General features: G+C 37.2%; 23 protein-coding genes. 8 read left to right on the top strand and 15 right to left on the bottom strand.

The genetic code is table 11. The features are described from left to right. Window positions 1–270 precede the first annotated feature (270 nt). A complete protein-coding gene (locus G525_RS0114650) occupies window positions 271–840 on the top strand; it encodes a Crp/Fnr family transcriptional regulator (RefSeq protein ID WP_027126832.1) in 570 nt (189 codons plus the stop codon). Between the two features lie 163 nt (window positions 841–1,003). Continuing rightward, entirely contained in the window at window positions 1,004–1,744 is a 741-nt protein-coding gene (locus G525_RS0114645; RefSeq protein WP_027126831.1) for an acyl-CoA desaturase, read from the top strand. Window positions 1,745–1,833: 89 nt separating this feature from the next. On the opposite strand, the gene G525_RS0114640 is transcribed toward G525_RS0114645, so the two are convergent. The 5 genes from G525_RS0114640 to G525_RS0114620 all read right to left on the bottom strand — a co-directional run bounded on the left by G525_RS0114640 (window position 1,834) and on the right by G525_RS0114620 (window position 6,889). Continuing rightward, on the bottom strand, window positions 1,834–3,147 hold the full coding sequence (locus G525_RS0114640; protein ID WP_027126830.1) for a DEAD/DEAH box helicase: 1,314 nt from the start codon (window positions 3,145–3,147) through the stop codon (window positions 1,834–1,836). After that, complete coding sequence (locus G525_RS0114635; RefSeq protein WP_027126829.1) at window positions 3,137–4,492, bottom strand: DEAD/DEAH box helicase; 1,356 nt, start codon at window positions 4,490–4,492, stop codon at window positions 3,137–3,139. Before G525_RS0114635 ends, G525_RS0114640 begins: the two co-directional genes overlap by 11 nt. Before the next feature lie 191 nt (window positions 4,493–4,683). Then, complete coding sequence (locus tag G525_RS0114630) at window positions 4,684–5,184, bottom strand: CIA30 family protein (protein ID WP_027126828.1); 501 nt, start codon at window positions 5,182–5,184, stop codon at window positions 4,684–4,686. 78 nt (window positions 5,185–5,262) lie between these two features. After that, window positions 5,263–5,769 (bottom strand): redoxin domain-containing protein, encoded by a 507-nt coding sequence (locus G525_RS0114625; RefSeq protein WP_027126827.1) that lies wholly within the window; start codon window positions 5,767–5,769, stop codon window positions 5,263–5,265. A 103-nt stretch (window positions 5,770–5,872) separates the two neighbouring features. After that, complete coding sequence (locus G525_RS0114620; protein ID WP_027126826.1) at window positions 5,873–6,889, bottom strand: LLM class flavin-dependent oxidoreductase; 1,017 nt, start codon at window positions 6,887–6,889, stop codon at window positions 5,873–5,875. Window positions 6,890–7,193: 304 nt separating this feature from the next. Here G525_RS0114620 and G525_RS0114610 point away from each other — a divergent pair, with 304 nt between their 5' ends. Beyond that, the gene (locus tag G525_RS0114610) at window positions 7,194–7,421 is read left to right on the top strand and encodes a CDGSH iron-sulfur domain-containing protein (protein WP_027126825.1); all 228 of its coding nucleotides are present in this window, start codon (window positions 7,194–7,196) and stop codon (window positions 7,419–7,421) included. Window positions 7,422–7,657: 236 nt separating this feature from the next. On the opposite strand, the gene G525_RS0114605 is transcribed toward G525_RS0114610, so the two are convergent. Further along, window positions 7,658–8,029 carry a hypothetical protein gene (locus tag G525_RS0114605; protein WP_027126824.1) on the bottom strand — a complete coding sequence of 124 codons (372 nt, stop codon included), beginning with the start codon at window positions 8,027–8,029 and terminating at the stop codon, window positions 7,658–7,660. A 203-nt stretch (window positions 8,030–8,232) separates the two neighbouring features. Here G525_RS0114605 and G525_RS22405 point away from each other — a divergent pair, with 203 nt between their 5' ends. Next, window positions 8,233–8,385 carry a hypothetical protein gene (locus G525_RS22405; protein WP_169514449.1) on the top strand — a complete coding sequence of 51 codons (153 nt, stop codon included), beginning with the start codon at window positions 8,233–8,235 and terminating at the stop codon, window positions 8,383–8,385. 162 nt (window positions 8,386–8,547) lie between these two features. Here G525_RS22405 and G525_RS0114595 read toward each other — a convergent pair whose 3' ends face one another. Next, window positions 8,548–8,988 (bottom strand): PepSY domain-containing protein, encoded by a 441-nt coding sequence (locus tag G525_RS0114595; RefSeq protein WP_035479783.1) that lies wholly within the window; start codon window positions 8,986–8,988, stop codon window positions 8,548–8,550. A 194-nt stretch (window positions 8,989–9,182) separates the two neighbouring features. Between G525_RS0114595 and G525_RS0114590 the strand changes: the two genes are divergently transcribed. The 3 genes from G525_RS0114590 (at window position 9,183) to G525_RS0114580 (ending at window position 12,073) form a co-directional block, all read left to right on the top strand. Then, the gene (locus tag G525_RS0114590; protein WP_027126822.1) at window positions 9,183–9,854 is read left to right on the top strand and encodes a response regulator transcription factor; all 672 of its coding nucleotides are present in this window, start codon (window positions 9,183–9,185) and stop codon (window positions 9,852–9,854) included. Then, a complete protein-coding gene (locus tag G525_RS0114585; protein WP_027126821.1) occupies window positions 9,854–11,122 on the top strand; it encodes a sensor histidine kinase in 1,269 nt (422 codons plus the stop codon). Before G525_RS0114590 ends, G525_RS0114585 begins: the two co-directional genes overlap by 1 nt. Window positions 11,123–11,212: 90 nt before the next feature. Then, window positions 11,213–12,073, top strand: coding sequence for an SdiA-regulated domain-containing protein (locus G525_RS0114580; protein WP_027126820.1), 861 nt, complete (start codon window positions 11,213–11,215; stop codon window positions 12,071–12,073). Window positions 12,074–12,144: 71 nt separating this feature from the next. Here G525_RS0114580 and G525_RS0114575 read toward each other — a convergent pair whose 3' ends face one another. Beyond that, window positions 12,145–12,504: a hypothetical protein gene (locus G525_RS0114575; protein ID WP_027126819.1), complete on the bottom strand. Its 360-nt coding sequence runs from the start codon at window positions 12,502–12,504 to the stop codon at window positions 12,145–12,147. A gap of 368 nt (window positions 12,505–12,872) precedes the next feature. Between G525_RS0114575 and G525_RS21110 the strand changes: the two genes are divergently transcribed. Continuing rightward, window positions 12,873–13,130: a hypothetical protein gene (locus G525_RS21110; RefSeq protein WP_035479780.1), complete on the top strand. Its 258-nt coding sequence runs from the start codon at window positions 12,873–12,875 to the stop codon at window positions 13,128–13,130. Between the two features lie 64 nt (window positions 13,131–13,194). Here the strand turns inward: G525_RS21110 and G525_RS0114565 are convergent, their stop codons facing one another. From G525_RS0114565 to G525_RS0114535, 7 genes are all read right to left on the bottom strand, one after another. Continuing rightward, window positions 13,195–13,818: a peptidase associated/transthyretin-like domain-containing protein gene (locus G525_RS0114565; RefSeq protein WP_027126818.1), complete on the bottom strand. Its 624-nt coding sequence runs from the start codon at window positions 13,816–13,818 to the stop codon at window positions 13,195–13,197. A 142-nt stretch (window positions 13,819–13,960) separates the two neighbouring features. Then, the gene (locus tag G525_RS0114560) at window positions 13,961–14,899 is read right to left on the bottom strand and encodes a pyridoxal-phosphate dependent enzyme (protein WP_027126817.1); all 939 of its coding nucleotides are present in this window, start codon (window positions 14,897–14,899) and stop codon (window positions 13,961–13,963) included. 30 nt (window positions 14,900–14,929) lie between these two features. Continuing rightward, window positions 14,930–15,847 carry an EamA family transporter gene (locus tag G525_RS0114555; RefSeq protein WP_027126816.1) on the bottom strand — a complete coding sequence of 306 codons (918 nt, stop codon included), beginning with the start codon at window positions 15,845–15,847 and terminating at the stop codon, window positions 14,930–14,932. A 97-nt stretch (window positions 15,848–15,944) separates the two neighbouring features. Beyond that, window positions 15,945–16,997, bottom strand: coding sequence for an NAD(P)-dependent alcohol dehydrogenase (locus G525_RS0114550; RefSeq protein ID WP_027126815.1), 1,053 nt, complete (start codon window positions 16,995–16,997; stop codon window positions 15,945–15,947). Between the two features lie 56 nt (window positions 16,998–17,053). Next, on the bottom strand, window positions 17,054–17,473 hold the full coding sequence (locus G525_RS0114545; RefSeq protein ID WP_027126814.1) for an OsmC family protein: 420 nt from the start codon (window positions 17,471–17,473) through the stop codon (window positions 17,054–17,056). A gap of 100 nt (window positions 17,474–17,573) precedes the next feature. Continuing rightward, window positions 17,574–18,974, bottom strand: coding sequence for an NAD-dependent succinate-semialdehyde dehydrogenase (locus G525_RS0114540; protein WP_027126813.1), 1,401 nt, complete (start codon window positions 18,972–18,974; stop codon window positions 17,574–17,576). Window positions 18,975–18,977: 3 nt separating this feature from the next. Then, window positions 18,978–20,096 (bottom strand): alkene reductase, encoded by a 1,119-nt coding sequence (locus G525_RS0114535; RefSeq protein WP_027126812.1) that lies wholly within the window; start codon window positions 20,094–20,096, stop codon window positions 18,978–18,980. Window positions 20,097–20,357 lie beyond the last annotated feature (261 nt).

Raw genomic sequence — 20,357 nt, 5'->3', positions numbered from 1 at the left:
TTATAATTTCGTGGGTGAGGTTTTCTCGCAGAGGCGCAAAGATGCGAAGAGAAAAAGTATCCAAAAAAAATTCAAAATTCCAAATGCTCATTTTCTGCCAACAGGCCACTAAATTCTAGGTATATAATTTATCAAAATAAATGAGGATATCAACCACAATCAATAAGTGCCAAGTAAAATCAGCATTATCAGCGTTCCATTCAAAATTTGATTTGATTTTAAGATAAAAGAGCAATATCTTTGAGTTTCCAACTCCAAGGATTATAAGACTTGCATCAAATAAAAGCTTACTTAGATCAAATAGCCACAATTTCTCAATCAGATTGGGATTTTTTTACCTCCAAATTAGAACGGCGGGTGATTCCAAAGAAAACGGTTTTCTTAAAACTTGACGCCATAGAAAATCACATTTCTTTTATAGAATCTGGGGTCGTACGGCTATTTATACCCAAAGACAATCCGGAAAAGGAAATCACATTTGGATTTAGTTTCAAGGATCAATTTATCAGTGCCTACGATTCTTTTTTGACCCAAAAACCCTCAGCATACCAACTGCAGGCCTTGACGGATACCACCTTGTTAAGCATTTCTTATGACGATTTACAAGCGGTCTATAAAACTACTGAAATTGGTAACCTCATCGGAAGATTGGCTGCGGAGCGCTTATTTCTCATCAAGTCCAAACGGGAACAGCATTTATTGAATCTAACCGCGGAAGAGCGTTATTTGAAATTGTTCAATGAACGTCCTGAACTTTTAAAAGATATTCCTCTTAAATACATCAGTTCTTATATAGGTGTTACTGCCCAAGCCTTAAGCAGAATTAGAAAGCGCATTTAAATTCGATTCTAGAATGGTTTTTGTCCTTTCGCTTATTTATTGGCAAAAACTGCAATTATGGGATGCATGAGTTAAACCTCATATCTGCATTACAACGCAGTTTTAATTGACTTAGGTTCATTGTTTGATGCTTCTTATCCCAGTATCTTTGTAAAAAAAAACTATGATTATTGTAATATTCGTTTTGGTACTTTGGTATGGAGGCTTATTTTTTCAATCCTTCTTTTTGCATCGCTATGCAGCACATCAAGTGTTTACGATGTCAAAAACTACAGAACGCATCACTTTTGTTTTGACTTGGATTTTTCAAGGTTCAAGCTATTTAAGTGCTTATGGGTATGGCGTCATGCACCGTATGCATCATGCTTACACAGATACAGAGCAAGACCCTCATTCACCATCACATGATCCTAACATGTTCGCGATGATGTGGAAAACAAAAAATATCTATCAGGATATCAATAAACAACGCATTGAAGTGGATCAGCGCTTTACCAAAAACGTACCACAATGGGAAGCTTTTGATAAGTTTGCGAGTTCCCGCGTGTCAAGAATTCTTTGGATGGCACTTTACGTTTTGTTCTTTATTTACTTTGTGACTGCTTGGTGGCAATGGCTACTATTACCGATTACTTTTATGATGGCACCTATTCACGGGGTAATCATTAATTGGTTTGGGCATATCTACGGCTATGTAAATTATAAAATGAAAAACACCAGCAAGAATTTATTTCGTTTTGATTTCTTAATGATGGGCGAAGGTTATCATAATAACCATCATAAATTTGCCAGTAGAGCGAATTTTGGCGTCAAATGGTATGAAGTTGATATGACCTATCAAATTATTAAGGTCTTGAATGCTGTGGGTATCATTCAGCTGAAAGCGATCCCGGTTAACAAATAAAAGGATCACCTTTAGTCAAGAGTTTTTCTTTAGATAAGTCGCGATAGCTATCGCGGCTTGTCTAAAATCCATTGGGTGAGGTGCTAAATTTAAAGCACTCTAATCCGTACTTTTTTCTTCTTTAATCGGGTATTGTCCAAAGTGTCAACAATCCGTTTGGCTTCTTTTCGTGGAACCGCAACAAAAGCGCAGTCTTGCTTGAGTTCAATCGTCCCCAGTTGCTCTTGCGTGAGTCCGCCTTGTTTCATGAAAAGTCCGACAATATCTCCTTTGGAAATTTTATCCTTACGACCTCCAGAAATAAAGAGGGTTTCCCATAATGGCGCCGACTTTGGTGCTTTTGTGGAAATCTTGATGACTTTTGAGGTCTTGACAAATTCGGGTAATTGCTCATCACTGCCTTTTAAAATATAAGCAGTACCTTTTTCATAAACTCTTGCGGTTCTGCCATTTCTATGGATAAATTCTTCCTCGTGTTTAGGTAACTCATAATGAATAATGAATTTGAGTTCTGGGATATCGATCCCTCTAGAAGCGAGATCCGTAGCGAGAAGAATCTGACTTGTACCATTTCTGAAGGTGATCAAAGAACGTTCGCGTTCTTGCTGTTCCATCCCTCCCGAAAAACAGGAATGACTGATATTATTCCGTTTTAAAAAATGACTTACCCGGTCAATATTATCTCTTAGATTACAAAAAATGATGCCTTGGTGATTGCCAATATATTGCAACAACTCCAATAATGTTGGAAGTTTATTTGGCTTTTGCGATACCACTGTTTTAATGGAAAGCGTCGTTTTTCTTTTGGCTGATAGGTAATCCACTGTCGTAGGCTTGTCCAAGCGCACAAATCCCGGAATTTTTTCGAGTTTAGTGGCAGAAGTCAAAATTCGCTTATTGATACTTGGCAACTGTCCTATAATGCCTTTCATCTCCTCCTCAAAACCGTCTTCCAACGATTTGTCAAACTCATCTAAAATAAGAGTTTTGATACTCATTTTCGAAAAACGATCCGCATCAAAATGATCCAAAATACGACCAGGTGTGCCAATTAAAATTGCCGGTGCATGTTTGATTTCAATTTTGTCCTTCGACATTGGTCGGCCACCATAAACGGCATTGACCTTAAATCCGGAGCCCATGTCACGGGCCACCTGCTCAATCTGAATGGCCAATTCACGTGAAGGCACAATAATCAACACCTGCACATCGGCGTTTTTGGGGTCTAGAATCTCCAGCAAGGGCAACAAAAACGCCAAGGTTTTTCCGGTACCTGTTGGGGATAATAAAATGGTATTGGTATTTGATCCAATAACGGCAATCGCTTCTCTTTGCATGGGATGCAAACTCTGGATATTTAACTTATCTAAAATATCCTGTTGGTCTTTTATGCTATTTGCCATCGTTATTGCTTCTTTTTATTTTTTTGGAAACCTCTGCTTTTGAGGTTTCTGTATGGGTTTGTGCCAAATAATTCGCCAAAATTTTATCGACAAGCTCGTCTTTGGTCAAGTGATGAAATATCGTTTTTATCTTTGCTTTGAAATCTTCTGAAACCTCCCGATTTGGTTTGGTTTTAAAAATCTTTCTGGCCCACAAAAGCCCGTTATTTTCTTCAATGCTCTCGGCATCCGCTTTTTTGAATTCTCTAAAGACAATACCCAGTTCGTTTTCAAAGTCGGCAATATCTTCAACTTCCTCTTTTTGCAGAATGGTTAATGACAAGCCTTTGGCACCCGCCCTTGCCGTACGTCCACTTCTGTGCACATAAGCCTCATAGGTATCTGGTAAATGATAATTGACTACATAAGACAACTCTTTAACGTCAATCCCACGAGCAGCCAAATCTGTAGCAACCAAAATGTCAATATGACCTTCTCTAAATTGCCCCATAATCCGGTCGCGAATGCCTTGGGATAAACTGCCGTGAAGCGCCCCCGACGAAAACTTATTGATGGCCAAATTCTTTGCCAATTTATTAACGGCAGCTTTAGTTTTGCAAAATATAATACCACGTTCGCCTTCTTTGGAATTCAAGAAATGTAGTAAAACTTCTAGTTTTTCAATAGGTTCAACAACAAGATATTGGTGATCAATGCCCTGATGTCCTACATTCCCCATATCGGCTTCTATCTGTACGACATGCTTAGACATGTAATTTTGGACCAATTGTTTTATTGCGCCAGGCATGGTAGCCGTAAATAATAGTGTTCTTCTCGATTTCGGAATAGCCTTTATAATAGCATCCACCTCGTCTTTTAAAGCGCTTACCATTTCATCGGCTTCATCCAGAACCAAATAGTGAACGCTTTTGATATCAATAGCACCTCGTGTCATTAAATCGACCAGACGTCCTGGCGTAGCTACCACGATATGTGTGGGCATCTTTAATCGTTCTATTTGAGGTTTTATAGGAATTCCACCACATACAGATGCGATGGAAACGTCATGGTGATAGCTAGCAAAAGTTACTAGATTATTATAAATCTGTTGGCCCAATTCTCTTGTGGGTGCCAATATAAGCGTTTGAATATTGGTGTTTTCTAGATCAATCAATTGTAGTAATGGCAAACCAAACGCAGCAGTTTTCCCTGTCCCAGTTTTTGCAAGAACCACAACATCTTCCTTTTGGTTTAAAACTACTGGGATGGTTTTAACTTGAATATCTGTCGGAACTGAAATTTCTAATTCCAGCAAACCTTTTTGCAGTTGATCATTAATACCTAAATCAGAAAATTGTTTTGACATAAACTATCTTTTGCGCAAAGATAGCCACAGTTTTGCAGGGAATAACACCATTTACTCAATTAATTACGGTTAGAACTCCTAAATAAACATTAGTGATTTAGGTTTTTATCCAACAATTCTGAAGATGAAGTTTAGGTTTTTTTAAGCCTGTTTGAAAATATAGTGGTCATAATTTTGTTAAAAATCGGCTTCTAGGCCATCCAAATCCGTTCAATTTCCAAGGTAAAATCTCCCGACCTTTCAGTCCCTATGAATAAGGAAACTTCTTCCATAAACTTTCCATCGTAATTGGGAATATCTAATCGGCTGCCCCTATAACTTGCGAAAAAATCATGAAATGGAATCATTATAGTTTGCAAAGCTCCCGAAGTTTGGAATGGATGGATATAGGAAAATGACTTCGTTTGATCTGCTTTTATTCTAAGTTGGTATAATTTACCATCGCCTTTCAATCGTAGTTTAACCGATGTAAATTGCGACACGTCTCTTTTTGAAAACGCATATTTCACCAAAGAAAACCCACCGTTGTTTTCAGTTGACACAAATCCCTCAAATAGTCCATTGCCTGAGTCATTAATTGAAATTTTCCCTTTGGATACACCTCCCATAACGCCATCGTTGACTACCAACCAATGAGAGGTGCTTCTTTCTGTTTTGAAATCGAAAATTAAGGAATCGTCTTGTGTATTCATGCTCTATAAAAGTAAAAAAATTGAAAGCGCTACACACTGTTTTTTATAGCACAAATCGGGCATATTCTTAAAACTCAACTAGGCTTCTCCCCGTGCTGGATAGTTTTCTTTGACCACAAAGTCAATCGCCTTTAATAAATCTCCAATTTCTGGTCTTGCAAAAGGCATCGTTTGAATTGAAGATGCATAAAGAGTTTGATCCGGTTGAATTAAAAATATCGCAGGTTCAATAAACATTTCTGGTTCATCCTTGATGCCTTTTGAAATGTGAAGTCCCCACTTGCGCGCTTCTTCAATCGGAAAGCCGTACCCAATTGGCAAATCACTAACTTTCCATGCTTCATAACTGGCTTTTGCCAACTTTTCTGAATTGGAACTTATAGCGATGACGTTGACGCCTTTCTCAGAAAAATCTTCCAGATGTTTTTGAATTGTTTCTAGATATTTTTTGCAAACCGGACAATGCTTTCCACGGTAAACTACCAAAAGTGTGAAATTTTCAGGATCTTGATCACTAAGTTTCCACTTGGTATCGTTAACTAAATTAATTGAAAGGTCTGGGGTTTTAGTTCTTGGCTTTATCATATTTATGAATTATAGTTAAAATACGAAGGTGTTTAATTATCATCATAATAATTGATTCATCTCACAAAAACAATGATCCATACCCTAAAAAGCTGATACATGTCTAATTAAAGTCAGCATTCAACTCATCCATGATCTCAGCAAACAATTCATAAGAACGAATGCGATGTTTGATATCATAAATATTAGTCACTGCAATAAGTTCTTCCACTTTATTCTTCTCTAAAAATGCTTTTACTTGAGCTTTAACGGTGGCTTTACTACCAATGAATGAGTATTTCAACATTTGATGCACCTGTGGATGCTCCATAATTTCCCGATATTCTTGGGTCATGGCCGTTGGCGGCTGCATATAGTCTCTTTTACCGGTAAAGATTCCAAGGAACATTCGAATTAATGAAGTGGCATAACTTTCAGCTTCCTCATCGGTATCGGCGATAATGATATTGACTCCTGCCATGACATACGGGGTTTCCAGAGTTTCTGAAGGCTGAAATTCCCTTCTGTATATCTCGGTAGCTTCCTCTAAATGTCGGGTAGCAAAGTGGCTCGCAAATGCATATGGCAAACCTTTCTTTGCAGATAAATGGGCACTGTCTGTACTAGAACCTAAGATATAAATAGGTACCTCTACCCCTTCAGCTACGGTAGCTCTAATTTTAGATGGGATATTTTCTATGGAAAAATACGTTTGGATGTCTTCCACATCTTTTGGAAAAGAATGTGCCGCTTGCATAAAATCCGATCTAATGGCTTGGGCTGTTTCTCTATCAGTTCCTGGAGCTCTTCCTAAACCTAGATCGATGCGATTGGGATATAAAGAGCCTAACGTCCCAAATTGCTCGGCAACAATGAGAGGCGAATGGTTGGGCAACATAATTCCTCCAGAGCCCACGCGGATGGTTTTGGTGCCTTCAGCAATATAACCAATAAGTACAGAGGTAGCACTGCTGCCAATGTTGACGGCGTTGTGGTGTTCTGCCAGCCAGAAGCGTGTATAACCAAAGTCTTCGGCTTTTTGTGCGAGTTCGAGAGAATTATTGAAGGTTTGTTTAAGACTATGTCCTTCAGAAACGAGAGCAAGCTCTAAAATTGAATATGCGGTATGTGAAGATTTCATGTTTTGTAAAGTCATTTTTGTTTGAATAAAACTCAAAAGAGTTAAGAAACACGAAATTACAGCATTAATTTAAGTTGCGCTGTTAGGAAAATGTTAATCCTTGGTCCGGGCTTTTTGAAAGCACCAATGTCAATTCGCTCCCTATTATTCAAAAACTTAGTGTAGTTTAGCAGATTATGAAAGCTTGGCGTAGCTTTAAGCGGTCTCATTATTGAATTTCAAACTTCAGATGGAACCTATCAAGACGTCATAAAAAACTTTTAAAATTTATATATAATCACTTTAACCTAATAAATAAAACCTTATGAGTAAAACAACTTTAAAAGTGAACAATAATGGCTCACTAAGAATTGAAGGCGATTTTGAAATTGTGGATAAGGACGGAAATGTCTATGACCTTGGCGGTCGTGATGTGATTTCTCTTTGTAGATGTGGCTTATCTGCCAATAAGCCGTTTTGTGATGGCTCACACCGGAATCATTTTGAACATGATGCCGTGGCCTTTGCCTTACCTCCAAAACCAGGAGCGTAGCCAAATTTCACAGTATAATTCCAAATCGGCTTAAGTTGCTAATTATCGAGATTTTCAACCTCGTGGACTTTTATCTTTGATGTTTAAAGGTTCGATTAAAGTAACTTAAGCTTTCAAATACACTTGAGATTTTTCACTATAACACGCGGTTCTAGCGCGATAAATCTGTACGCAAACAAAATTGGAAACACCTTAAGCACTTCCGTCGTAGAAGTAAGACATTCTTATTTTCAGAGTTACTTAATCTGCAAGTCTTTCACATCCTCATTGGCCATAACCAATTCATTGATCAGCGTGGTCAATTGGACTCCTGCTGCAGTCAGCGTAGTGGCATTGGCCTCAATTAACGGATTGATTTCAGCAAGCTGCTCTTCTTTTTCGGCATCAGTACGCCCTAATTTAAAACCTTGAATTTCTTGAAGTTGCGCGTTCAAGCTCTGCTTTTGTTTTTTAAGATGATCCAGTTTGATACGGTGGTTTCTAATACTGTTTTCAATAACGCATACCTTATGAACGGTCGTCAAACTGTCCAACTGTCTTTTGTAATCAATTTGGGCTACTGATTTTAGAGAAAAGAGCACTAAAATCAGTACAATATATGTTTTCATTTTACATGATTTATTACAATTTGCAAAATTATACAAATTCCATATCAATAAAAGAGATTTGTCAGGTATTTTTAATTTGACAGTCAAAGTTTTATGCTAAATTAATTGCAGCAACGTGAGACCCCAAAGAATACTGATATAAATCATATTTTTTTAAAGTAATATGATGTATTTTTACTGTTAACAATCAAAACTTTATAAGCATGTATCAACCTATACTTTTAGATGCCAACTGGAATAATGGCGTATTCATGATCGTTATTTTTGCACTCGTATGCGTCACATTGGTAGGAATTCTTATCAATTTTATGATGAGTGGGAAAAAGAAAGAAGATTCTGAAAATATAGAACAATAACGGATTTGTCATACGTTGATGGACTTGTGAGGTAAACTATATCCATAGTCTATGAAGTGGAAACCTAGTTTGCGCTTTTAAAGGTCAAACTTTCGTGATTTTAAACAAAAAAAGGATTGAAACTTGGTTTCAATCCTTTTAACTAAAAGTGGTAATAAAAGATTAATCTTCGTTATCACTTAATATTTTCCCAGAAGCATCGACAATTAATTTGCGCTCGTCAGACCAACTTTTATCGATTTCTATTTCATAGGTTGTTTTCCCACCCTCTTCACGGACTTCTATCTCATCAATTTTATAATCTGGATATTTCGCCTTAATCGTAGAGGCCACAGCAGATGGCAATGCGCTTTCTGAAATCTCTATTTTTGATTTAATGACATCGCCTTGGGCATTATACCAAATATCATGATCCATTTTGTTGATTTCAAATTCAACTTTAAAGTTTTCACCTTTCTTTTCCCATTCAACGTCCGTAACATTGCTATACGATTTGGTAAAAATGGTCTGTAAATTGGAAGGCACTTCATTCATTTTTAAATCCTGTGCACTTACTGCTGCGGTTGCAAACAATAATAATGCGGCTATTTTTAAATTTCTCATCGTTATTTATTTTAATTTGAAACAAAGAAAGCTCTCAAAACTGTAATGAATTAGGAATTGTTCTTGATTTTTTGTTAAGCTTTTGCAAAAATTTATAGATGACAGCTACACTCGTAGCCCTCTTTTTCTATACTTTAGAGGAATTCCTAAATGATTATAGATTTCAGTATTACAATTGCCTAAAACACCTTGATATGAAATTGCTGATTATAGAAGACGAACCTGAAATGTTGGAGAATATGCTTAAAACATTAGAACGCGAACACTATATTGTGGAGACAGCTTCTGATTACAAATCGGCCTTGCATAAAATTGGAGTTTACCATTACGACTGTATTTTGTTGGATATTACGCTTCCTGATGGCAACGGATTAGAACTTTTAAAAGCACTTAAATCTTCAGGAAAGGACGAAGGTGTTATCATCGTTTCGGCCAAGGATTCTTTGGACGACCGATTGATAGGCTTGAATTTGGGTGCTGATGATTACTTGCCCAAACCATTTCATATGGCCGAATTACATGCCCGGGTAAAAGCTGTTTTAAGACGTCGACATTTTGAAGGCAATTCTTATATCACTATTGGAAATCTAACCATTCAACCTGAAAACAGACAAGTGACTATCAATGCCAATGAAATTACTCTCAATAGAAAGGAATATGATATCTTAATGTATCTCATTACAAATAAAACCAGGTTAGTGACCAAATCCGCACTTGCGGAGCATGTGTGGGGTGATCATATTGATCAATCAGATAGTTTCGATTTTATTTATTCGCAAATCAAGAACTTACGCAAAAAACTTGAACACGCCACGATTGCCATTGAGGCTGTGTATGGTGTAGGATACAAACTTGAAACCATCTGATGAAATTACTCAACTACACTTCCAAGTACTTGGCCATTCTTCTGGTGCCGCTCATCACCATTTGGGCGTTTATCTTCTATTATGCCATGCTGGATGAAATTTATGACAGTTTAGATGATGGACTCGAAAACCAAAAAGTATTGCTTCTACAGCGATTGCCAACAAATCCGGAGATCCTTGACCATAAAGATATTGATCTTTGGAATCACGAAATCACGCCAATTTCTAAAAATCAATACGAAAGATTTGAAGAACGCTACACGGATACTTTAATGTATATGCTCAATGAACAGGATTTTGAACCGGTCAGAGTCTATGAAACCAAACTAGCCTATCACAATGATTACTATAAAGTAAAGTTCATTACCTCTATGGTTGAAGAGGATGATCTGATACAGGATTTGGTGACCTATTTGATTGTTCTTTACGCATTATTGATGATTACGATTGTTATTTTAAACAACTTAATGCTCAAAAAAATCTGGAAACCCTTTCATAGTCTGATGGCACAATTACGAGACTTTAGAATTGAAAAAAATCATCATATCCAAACCAAGGACACGACCATTGAAGAGTTTAAACTTCTTAATACCTCCGTTACAACGCTCATCAATCAAAGCAGAGCACGTTTCTTGGAGCAGCAGCATTTTATTGAGAATGCCTCACACGAGTTGCAAACTCCTTTGGCCATTAGCATCAATAAACTGGAACTTTTTATTGAAAACACCAATTTATCCGGAGAAGATGTTCAAACCATGGCCTCAATCTTAGATAATCTTGGCAGGTTGACAAGACTTAATAAATCCTTGCTCCTCATTTCGAAAATTGAAAACAAACAATTTGTAGACGAAGAAATCCTCAGTTTCAAGACATTGATTGCTGATATTATGGACGATTTTGTTGATTTTGCAGCGCATAAAAACGTGGTGCTTGATTTAGAGACTCTTTCAGATGTGACGTTTCTAATAAATAAAGATTTAGCAATTATCTTATTGACAAATCTGATTAAAAACGCAATTATACACGGCCATCAGAATAATACGGTAACCATTAAAATGAACGAAAAAGAAATTTCAATAAGTAACTTTGGTGGCAAAGAACCACTGGACTCCGATACCGTATTTGCCAGATTCAAAAAAATAAGCACTGATAAAAAATCTACAGGTCTTGGTTTGGCCATTGCTAAGGCTATAGCAGAAAAGTATAGGATAAAGTTATCTTATACTTTCAATGGCCAACATACATTCCGTCTTAGTTTTCCTAAATAATAGTTAAAACTGATCGAATTTAAAGCCATGGAGTTGTTTTCCCGAATGTTTACAGTTTTTAAGCAGACCTTTGAATTATAAATTCAGACTATGAAAAAATCAAACCTATATATCGGCCTTTTTACTGCAGTTTTAATTGGAATTGGAGTCATTGGATTTTCTAAAGTAAGTCAAGCCAATGCAGAAATTACTGAAGGACGTGATAATTATAACATCTCTGAAACTTGGGAATTACCCAAAGAGCTAGACGAAATAAGTGGTATCGTGTGGATTGACAGCCATACTTTAGCTTGTGTTGAAGATGAAAATGGCGTGGTATACCTATATGATCTCGATGAAAAGTCAATTGTTGAAGAAATTCCTTTTGCTGGAAATGGTGACTATGAAGGCATTGCACTCAACAATGACATTATGTATGTAATGCAAAGTGATGGCTTATTATATGAAATAAAGAATTGGAGCGCCACCAACAAAATTATTAGCTCTCATCAAACGGGTTTTAAGGCGTCCAATAATATGGAATCATTGACGTACTCTCCAAAAGATAATTCCTTGTTGACCGCACCAAAGGACAAGGATACTACTGATGATTTTAAAGGTATTTATAAGATTTCTTTGGCCTCAAAAACTGCTGCCGTTAATTCCCCTGCCTATAAAATTGAAATGAATGCAGAAGCCTTAAAAGAATATAGAGGGAAAAAATTGCACAAAACTTTCAATCCATCAGAAATAGCTATACATCCAAAGACCAATGATATTTATGTTTTGGAAGGTAAGCATCCGAAGTTATTGATCCTTGATGAAAAAGGCAATTTAAAAACCGTCTATAAGCTAGATGAAATCAGCTTTCCACAACCAGAAGGCATGACTTTTAGTGAAGATGGTGAGCTTTTTATTTCCAATGAAGCTGCAAGTGGGCCCGCAACAATTCATTTGGTGGAATTTAAATAAAACTCCTAGTTTGATTTGTCTCATATACAAAACGTCTTCCAAAAAAATCAGTGAGCATAAAAACTAGACGACTACTCCACCATTTTTAAAGATTGAATTTCAGTTTTTAACTTTTTGTAGAGTCGGTATTGTTGTAAGGTCAATATATCGTTCATAGCCAAGGATTCTTCGGCTTGCATTTCCACTAAGGCATCTAATTGTTCACGACCTTCTTTTTCTGTTTTAATATCTTGTGCCAAAACGAGGTAATGGGCCACTTTATTCTTGAATAAAGGAATTTGAACCCCGGTCAGGGCCAAGTGTTTACTGTAATCCTCAGTTATCCTATCGGCTTGTACTTTTATATTGGGGTCCGTAACACTTGCACTCGGAAACTGAGCAAAAACTGGAGTGGAGCATAATATAATTATATAAATAAGCAGCGTTTTCATAATCTTTATTTTCCTTTAATTTAAGATTTTATGATTTTGAAAACAAGAATTTTATATGTTTTAACGCATTGAAGTGAGACATTCGGAAAAATATCTGCCCAGATTTTAATGAAAATCACCGTTCTTTATATTTCAAAAGAGGGAATAGACGCAATCAACAAGTTGTCTTTAAAACGCTCTTCAATACATTTGCTAATATTCATGAAATTGTAATCCTTTATATTTGAATATTTCCAAACTCATAAATTATGGCAACTAGGTTTTAAAGAAAAAATAGGGCCAATGCGTTATATTAAAGTTATCACAATACGGTTGTAAAACTTCTTATTGCCTTCAAAATTTCTTATCTTTATTACAAATCAAACAACATGAAAAAACAACAAGGAAAAGGCCTTTTAGCCTTATTAGGAATTGGAGCAGGCGTATTTGCCTGGTGGAAATATAAAAATTTATCTCCAGAGAAAAAACAAGAACTTCACGATAAAGCCAATGAGGTTGGTCAAAGAGTAAAAAACACTTATAACGATGTAGAATCGACGGTGAAAAGTAAATATGACGAATTAAAAACCGGCGCTAAAAGTGAAATCGCTGACATCCAAAACAATGTCAACGAGATGAAAAATTAATCATATTAAAATATTGCAAGAAAGAATCCCACAACTCGTGGGATTTTTTGTTAGTGAGAATCTTTTAATTTTTTGCGTATTCGTTTCTGTTCTCTTTCAGTATAATGTTTTTTGTCGCTACATGCATGTTTTCTATCTTTACGGCCTTTAGAATACTGTCAATCCCGTTTTCATCCAATCTCTTTCGACAGGATTTTTTCAAGAGCGGATCATCCTCAAACAAGAAATCGTCACCTACATATTCTACTTCGTCAGGTGGCTTGATGGCCAAATGAATTTTTTTCAAATCGTTACTATGTCTATCCCTACCTGGTACAAAAGTATAAAAAGTGTAGTGTCCGTCGGCATCAGTTTTTACCCATCCTCTATGATGTACATAACGTTTTTTAAAATGCTTTTTTAATTCGTAATTACCGTGTTCATCGGCTTGATTAATAAATAGAATAACATCTTTCGCCGGCGTTACGCCATCACTTAAAAATACAGTACCGGTAATCTTCAACGGATTAGGTTTGGATGCAAAGTCAGGAATCGAATCCGTATTGCTCAACTCCTTATCAGAATAATCATATATAGGATGGCGTTCTTTATAATTGGATGGAAGATCTTCATACGATTCTTGAGCATTGACGGTATGAAAACTACTAAAATAAAGCGAAAACGACAAAAGGTAAATGAACTTTCTCATAGGACGAACAATTATTAATTGCTTCAAAATTAACAGATTGAATCGCCTTAACGACAAAAAATTATATGAACGCTTAAATTAAACGTTAAAAGGTAAAGTGATTATACCAACGTCAATTTTCGCCGACAAAGGGTTTGCCGATTTAAGAGAATTTTATGGTGTCAAGATCTACGTTACCACCGGAAAGAATAATTCCAACGGATTTATCCTTAAAATAGGATTTGTCTTTTAAAACCGCACCAAAAGCCACTGCACTTGAGGGTTCGACTACAATCTTCAAACGTTCCCAGAGTAATTTCATAGCTCTCAAAATTTCGTCCTCTTCCACACGGATAATATGATCTACATACTTTTGAATAATAGGAAAATTGATATCGCCCAGTTGCGTCCTTAAACCATCTGCGATGGTATGCGCTGAATCGTTCGATTCTATCTTTCCCGTTTTTAATGATCGGTAGGCATCATCTGCAACTAGGGGTTCTCCGCCAATCACTACACACTTCTGTCCAAAATAATGGGTTGCCAAAGCTGTACCCGCAATCAATCCGCCGCCGCCCACCGGACTTACAACAAAATCCAAATCTGGCTGTGCTTCAAGAAGTTCCATAGCCGACGTGGCATTGCCCAAAATGACATTGAGATCATTGGAAGGATGAATAAAAGTTGCTCCTTTTTTCTCCACAATTTGGGTTGCAGCCTGTTCCCGCGCTTGAATATTTGGTTCGCAATCGGTAATAATGCCACCATACCCCAACACCGCTTCCTTCTTAACTTTGGGCGCATTAGTGGGCATGACGATATAAGCAGTTACTCCCAAATTTCTTGCCGCCAACGATAATGCCTGAGCGAAATTCCCTGAAGAATGGGTCACCACACCCCGCTCCTGCTGCGCTTTAGTAAGCTGCATAATGGCATTAACGGCACCGCGCATTTTAAAAGCACCCATTTTTTGAAAATTTTCACATTTAAAAAACAGCTTTGCCCCTGCTAAATCATCCAACAAATGCGATGTTAGGATTGGTGTATTGTGAACATACGGCAAAATGCGACTTTGTGTTTCTAGAAGTGAATGTTTATCCATGGCAAATTAAAGCTTAAAGATATTTAATTTCTACTTACGGAACCTTGCAAAAATGACTAATTTCTTTTTGGTGTTAATAAAATATACGCCTGTTAACAATACTATTGCAGCAATTATGGACTGTGTGGTAATGACTTCGTTTAAAAAATACCATCCCAATAACAAGGCGATAATAGGATTGACATACGTAGAGGTGGCCACTTTATCTGGGGAGACTTTTTTGAGAAGAAAATTAAAAGAAGTGAAGGCTACAATACTTCCAAAAATAATTAATAATACCATAGACCATTGTACTTCTTCGCTCCACGTATTGGGTAAACTCCAAACTTCTCCAAATAACAAACTTCCAATGACTAACATAAATCCTCCCGCAAGCATTTGATAGCCGGTATTGACAAAATAATTACTGGGCAGATCAGCATTTCCTACAAACAGACTTCCGGATGCCCAACTCACCATACAAAAGAAAATCATGACCATGCCAACAATTGAACCTTCTTTACTGACCACTTCGTTTTGACTGACTAATAAGAAGATACCTATAATCCCAAGAATCACTCCCAAAATGGACATGGCCTTAATTTTTTTTCCTTGAAATACCCGCATCAAAACTAATACCACTAAAGGTTGTGCTGATATTTCCAAGGCTGCAAATCCGCTGTCTACATACTTCAAAGCCCAAACGATGACCCCATTACCTATGGTCAAAAATAAAAAACCGGCAATGAACACATTAACCAGCTGTTTTTTTGTGATGGATAACGATTTTCCCATCAGTTTTGCAATGACAAAAATGAGAAGGCCTGCAGTCATAAACCGGATGGAAGCTAACATAAACGGAGGCAGTTCAGATACCGCAATCTTATTTAATAAATAAGTCGAGCCCCATATCACATAAATGGAGAAGAAAGCGAGTATGATAAAGAGTGTGTTTTTTGAACTACTCATGGTTAAATGGTGTTGGGATTTTATAAAAAAGAATGCGCAAAAATAAGAAAAGAGGCGCTTACACGCCTCTTTAAATAATCTTATTTTAAAGTCTTATTTAATTTTTCAAAGATGCCATATCAATGACAAATCGGTATTTGACATCTGAGTCGATAACCCGTTTATAAGCTTTATTAATATCCTTCATATCAATGAGTTCAATATCTGAAACGATATTATGTTTTCCACAAAAATCCAACATCTCTTGAGTTTCTTTGATCCCACCAATTAAAGATCCCGCAATGCGCTTGCGTCCACCAATAAGTCCACCGCCATGAAATGGCTTCAAAGGCTCAACGGCACCTACAAGCACCATAGTAGCGTCGCGCTTTAATAGCGCAATATATGGGTCCATCTCATGACCAACCGGAATGGTGTTTAATATAAAATCAAAACTGTTCTTGTGCTTTTTCATGTCGTCTTCATCTTTTGAAATAAGAACTTCATGAGCACCCAGGGCTTTCGCGTCTTTTGCCTTGTCAGGAGAGGTTGTAATCATTACAACATGCGCCCCTAGGGCATTGGCAAATTTTACGCCCATGTGTCCTAAACCACCCAATCCAATTACGCCTACTTTATCGCCTTTTTTGACGTTCCAAGTGCGCAAAGGCGACCACGTGGTAATTCCTGCACATAATAAAGGTGCGGCTCCTTTTTCATCAATATTTTCAGGAATGGTTAAAATAAATTCCTTATTGACTGTTATAGAAGTAGAATAGCCACCAAAGGTATGTCCACCTAAATGTTTGTCTTTGCCATTATAGGTACCCACCATGCCCTTTTCACAAAATTGTTCCAGATCCTCTTTACAAGCAGAACATTCCTGACATGAATCCACCATACAGCCAACCCCAACCAAATCGCCTTTTTTAAAGTGGCTCACATTTTTACCAACTTCCAAAATGCGTCCTATTATTTCATGACCAGGAACTACTGGGTATTTTGAGTTTTTCCAATCATTCCTGACGGTATGGATATCACTATGGCAAACACCGCAATAGGTAATGTCAATTTTTACATCATCATCGCTACAGGCTCTGCGCTCAATATCCATTGGTTTTAAATCTGCTTTGGCATTTTCGGCTCCAAAGGCTTTTATAGTTGTATTCATTTTGTTGTATTTATTGATTCATTCTTAGACTATTCTATCTGAAAAATTTTATAGTCCTAACTCTCAAAGGTTGTTTTTAAAGTGATATCAGCATTCAAGAGTTTTGATACGGGACAGTTTTCCTTGGCTTTGTTAGCGATGTCCTTAAATTTACTTTCATCCATGCCTGGGACTTTCCCTTTAAGTTCCAGTTCGATTTTAGGAATGCTACCATCTTCAAAATAGACTTTGGCATTGGTATCCAATCGTTCTGCCTTAAAGCCTTCTTCTACAATAAAAAAGCTCAATTGCATCGTAAAACATCCCGCGTGGGCTGCTCCAATCAATTCTTCCGGATTGGTACCAACGGCATCTTCAAAACGAGTTTTAAATGCATATGGCGATTCTTTTAAAACCCCACTCTCAGTTGATAAGGTTCCTTTTCCGTCTTTTCCGCCACCTTCCCAGTGGGCTTTTGCTGTTCTATCAAATTTCATAATTATAGATTTTAGTGTTCAACTTAATTTTAACTGTTGAAGCGGTTATTTGTTCCATAACCACTTCTATAATTTTATTGTGTTTTTACAAAATACTGTTTTATTTCTTCTTAGGAATCATAATGGATTTTGCATTGATAAATTCCCGCATTCCAAAACCGCCATGCTCCCTTCCAAATCCGGAATTCTTAATGCCTCCAAAAGGCATATTAGGATTGGCCAATCCGAAGGAATTGATGTTTATTATTCCTGTATCAAAGTATTTTTGCGCCAGTTCGATTGCTTTATTCTCATCTTTTGAAAAGATGCCGCCACCCAAACCAAATCTACTGTCATTGGCAATCCGCATCGCATCGTCATTATCTTTTGCTTTTATTAAAGACGCCACGGGACCGAACAATTCATCATCATAGGCAGGTTGTCCTGGTTTGACATTTTCCAAAACTGTAGCAGGATAGAAATAACCTTTTCCACTTGGCATTTTTCCTCCCAAAATAATTTTAGCGCCTTTTTCCACACTTTTTTCAACTTGCTCATGAAGGGTTTCGCGCAAGTCCTTACGTGCAATAGGACCCATTTTAGAAGATTTTTCTGTTGGATCTCCAGTTACGACCGCTTTCATACCTTCCAAAAACGCAGTTTTAAAGTCGTCATATACTTTTTCAGTAACGATAAAACGTTTCGCCGCAACACAGGTTTCACCGTTATTATAAACGCGTCCTTGCACACAGGTTTTGGCCGCCATGGCCACATCAGCATCTTCCAATACTAAGTAGGCATCATTACTACCTAATTCTAAAACGGTTTTCTTCAATACTTCACCAGCTTTTTTGGCTATTATCCGTCCAGCATCAGAACTTCCAGTTAAAGTAACACCTTGTACCAGATCGTTTTCAATAATTAAATCGGATTGGTCATGATCTATGATTAAAACTTTAAATAAATCCTTGGGCAACCCAGCAGTTTCATAAATTGTTTGAAGCAAAAGTGCAGAACCAGTAACATTTTCAGCGTGTTTAAGTAAGATCCCATTACCAGCCATCAAATTTGAAATAGAATAACGGATGACTTGGTACGCTGGGAAGTTCCAAGGTTGAATGCCGTAAATTACGCCAATCGGTGAATAGGTAATGATTCCTTTGCCTCCATCGTTCAACTCACGTTCTTCATCTTTCAGAACATTCAAACCTTCTGTAGCCGTAAATTCACAGATTCCGGCACATAATTCAACTTCTTGATGGCCTTGTCGTAGGAGCTTGCCCATTTCCTCGGTCATCAATGCTGCCAATTCATCTTTTTGGTTCATTAGTTCCTTACCTATTGCTTTAATAATTTTTGCACGATCCTTAATGGGGGTTTGTCGCCATTTTAAATATGCGCTATGACATTTCTCAACCGCTTTTTCAGCCTCGTTGTTAGTCATGTAGGTATAGGTTTTAATCTCTTCTTCAGAAGTAGGATTAATAGTTGCAAAATTTTTCTTTTTATCTGTAGTACTCATGTCTTATGAATTTATAATTAAATTGTTTGTTTTTGATTGGTAGGTGGTATAACCTTCTTTTCCTTGGGTATAAAAGGTGTCTGAATTCCATTGCGTCGTTGCAAGATGCTCTCTGAACCGACCTACTAAATCAGGATTGGAGATGTATAGTTTAGCGAAAGACACCAAATCGGCATCATCGTCTTCAATGACTTTGTTGCCGGAATCTTGGTCAAACCCTGTGCTTATCATTAACGTTCCATTATATTTTGGACGGTAGCGCTTTGCAATATGCGGTTCTGCAAATGCAACATCAGAAACATCATTAAAGGGTTCTGATAAATGGATGTAGGCCAAATCATAGTTTTTGTCCAACTTTTCAATGATATAATCAAATGTTGGAATGGTTTCTTTATCCATGGTCATTCCAAAAATATTATGTAGTGATGGATTAAATCGCGCACCAATCCTGTTCTGAGGAATGACCTGGGCAATGGCATCTAAAGTTTCAAAGAAAAAACGTGCTCTGTTTTCAATACTTCCACCATAGTCATCTTGGCGATGATTGCTTGTGCCGTTAAAAAATTGATGGAACAAATAACCGTTGGATGAATGAATTTCTACACCATCAAATCCAGCTTCAACAGCATTTTTGGCTGCATTTTGGAAATCTAAAATGGTTATTTTAATATCTTCCAACGTCATTTCCTTTGGGGTGACGGTTGCCTTGAAGCCTTCAGGTGTAAAGGATTTTGAATTAGGATTGATGGCTGAAGGTGCCAAGGGCAAATCGCCGTTATGAAAATCTGGATGCGACATTCGGCCTACATGCCATAATTGAATAAAAATCCGACCGCCAGCTTCATGCACCGCTGTGGTGACCTTCTTCCAGCCTTCCACCTGCGCTTTTGAATGGATCCCTGGGGTATGGATATAGCCTACAGCATTTTTGGACACCTGTGAACCTTCAGTAATGATCAATCCCGCGGTGGCGCGTTGGGTATAATAAGGAACATGCAGATCTTCTGTTGGTGCATTTTCAGGATTGTCGGCACGACTGCGCGTCATTGGCGCCATGACTATTCTATTGGGTAATTTTAATTCGTTTAATGAATAGGGTGTTAATAATGGTTGTTTGGACATCTTCTAAATATAATTTTGAATGAGATTTAAATATCATTAATACGATATTTTTTAGATTCAGATATATCCTTTTAAGGATTCAGTACGCCACGGTTGAAAAACATGGCTAAAGGATTTAAGTTATCTGATTTTCTCAAAATTAGGTTAATAAATAGGTAATGATTGCTCCTACAGCATTTAATATGAACCCATCTGCTTCAAAAGAGTGCGCATCACCAACTATTCTTATTCGGATCAAGATTCGTTTCAAATCGGTCAACC

This window comes from Gelidibacter mesophilus DSM 14095 (assembly GCF_000423005.1).
In the GTDB taxonomy this organism is placed as follows: Bacteria; Bacteroidota; Bacteroidia; order Flavobacteriales; family Flavobacteriaceae; genus Gelidibacter; species Gelidibacter mesophilus.
This window is presented reverse-complemented; position numbering and strand designations above follow the sequence as displayed.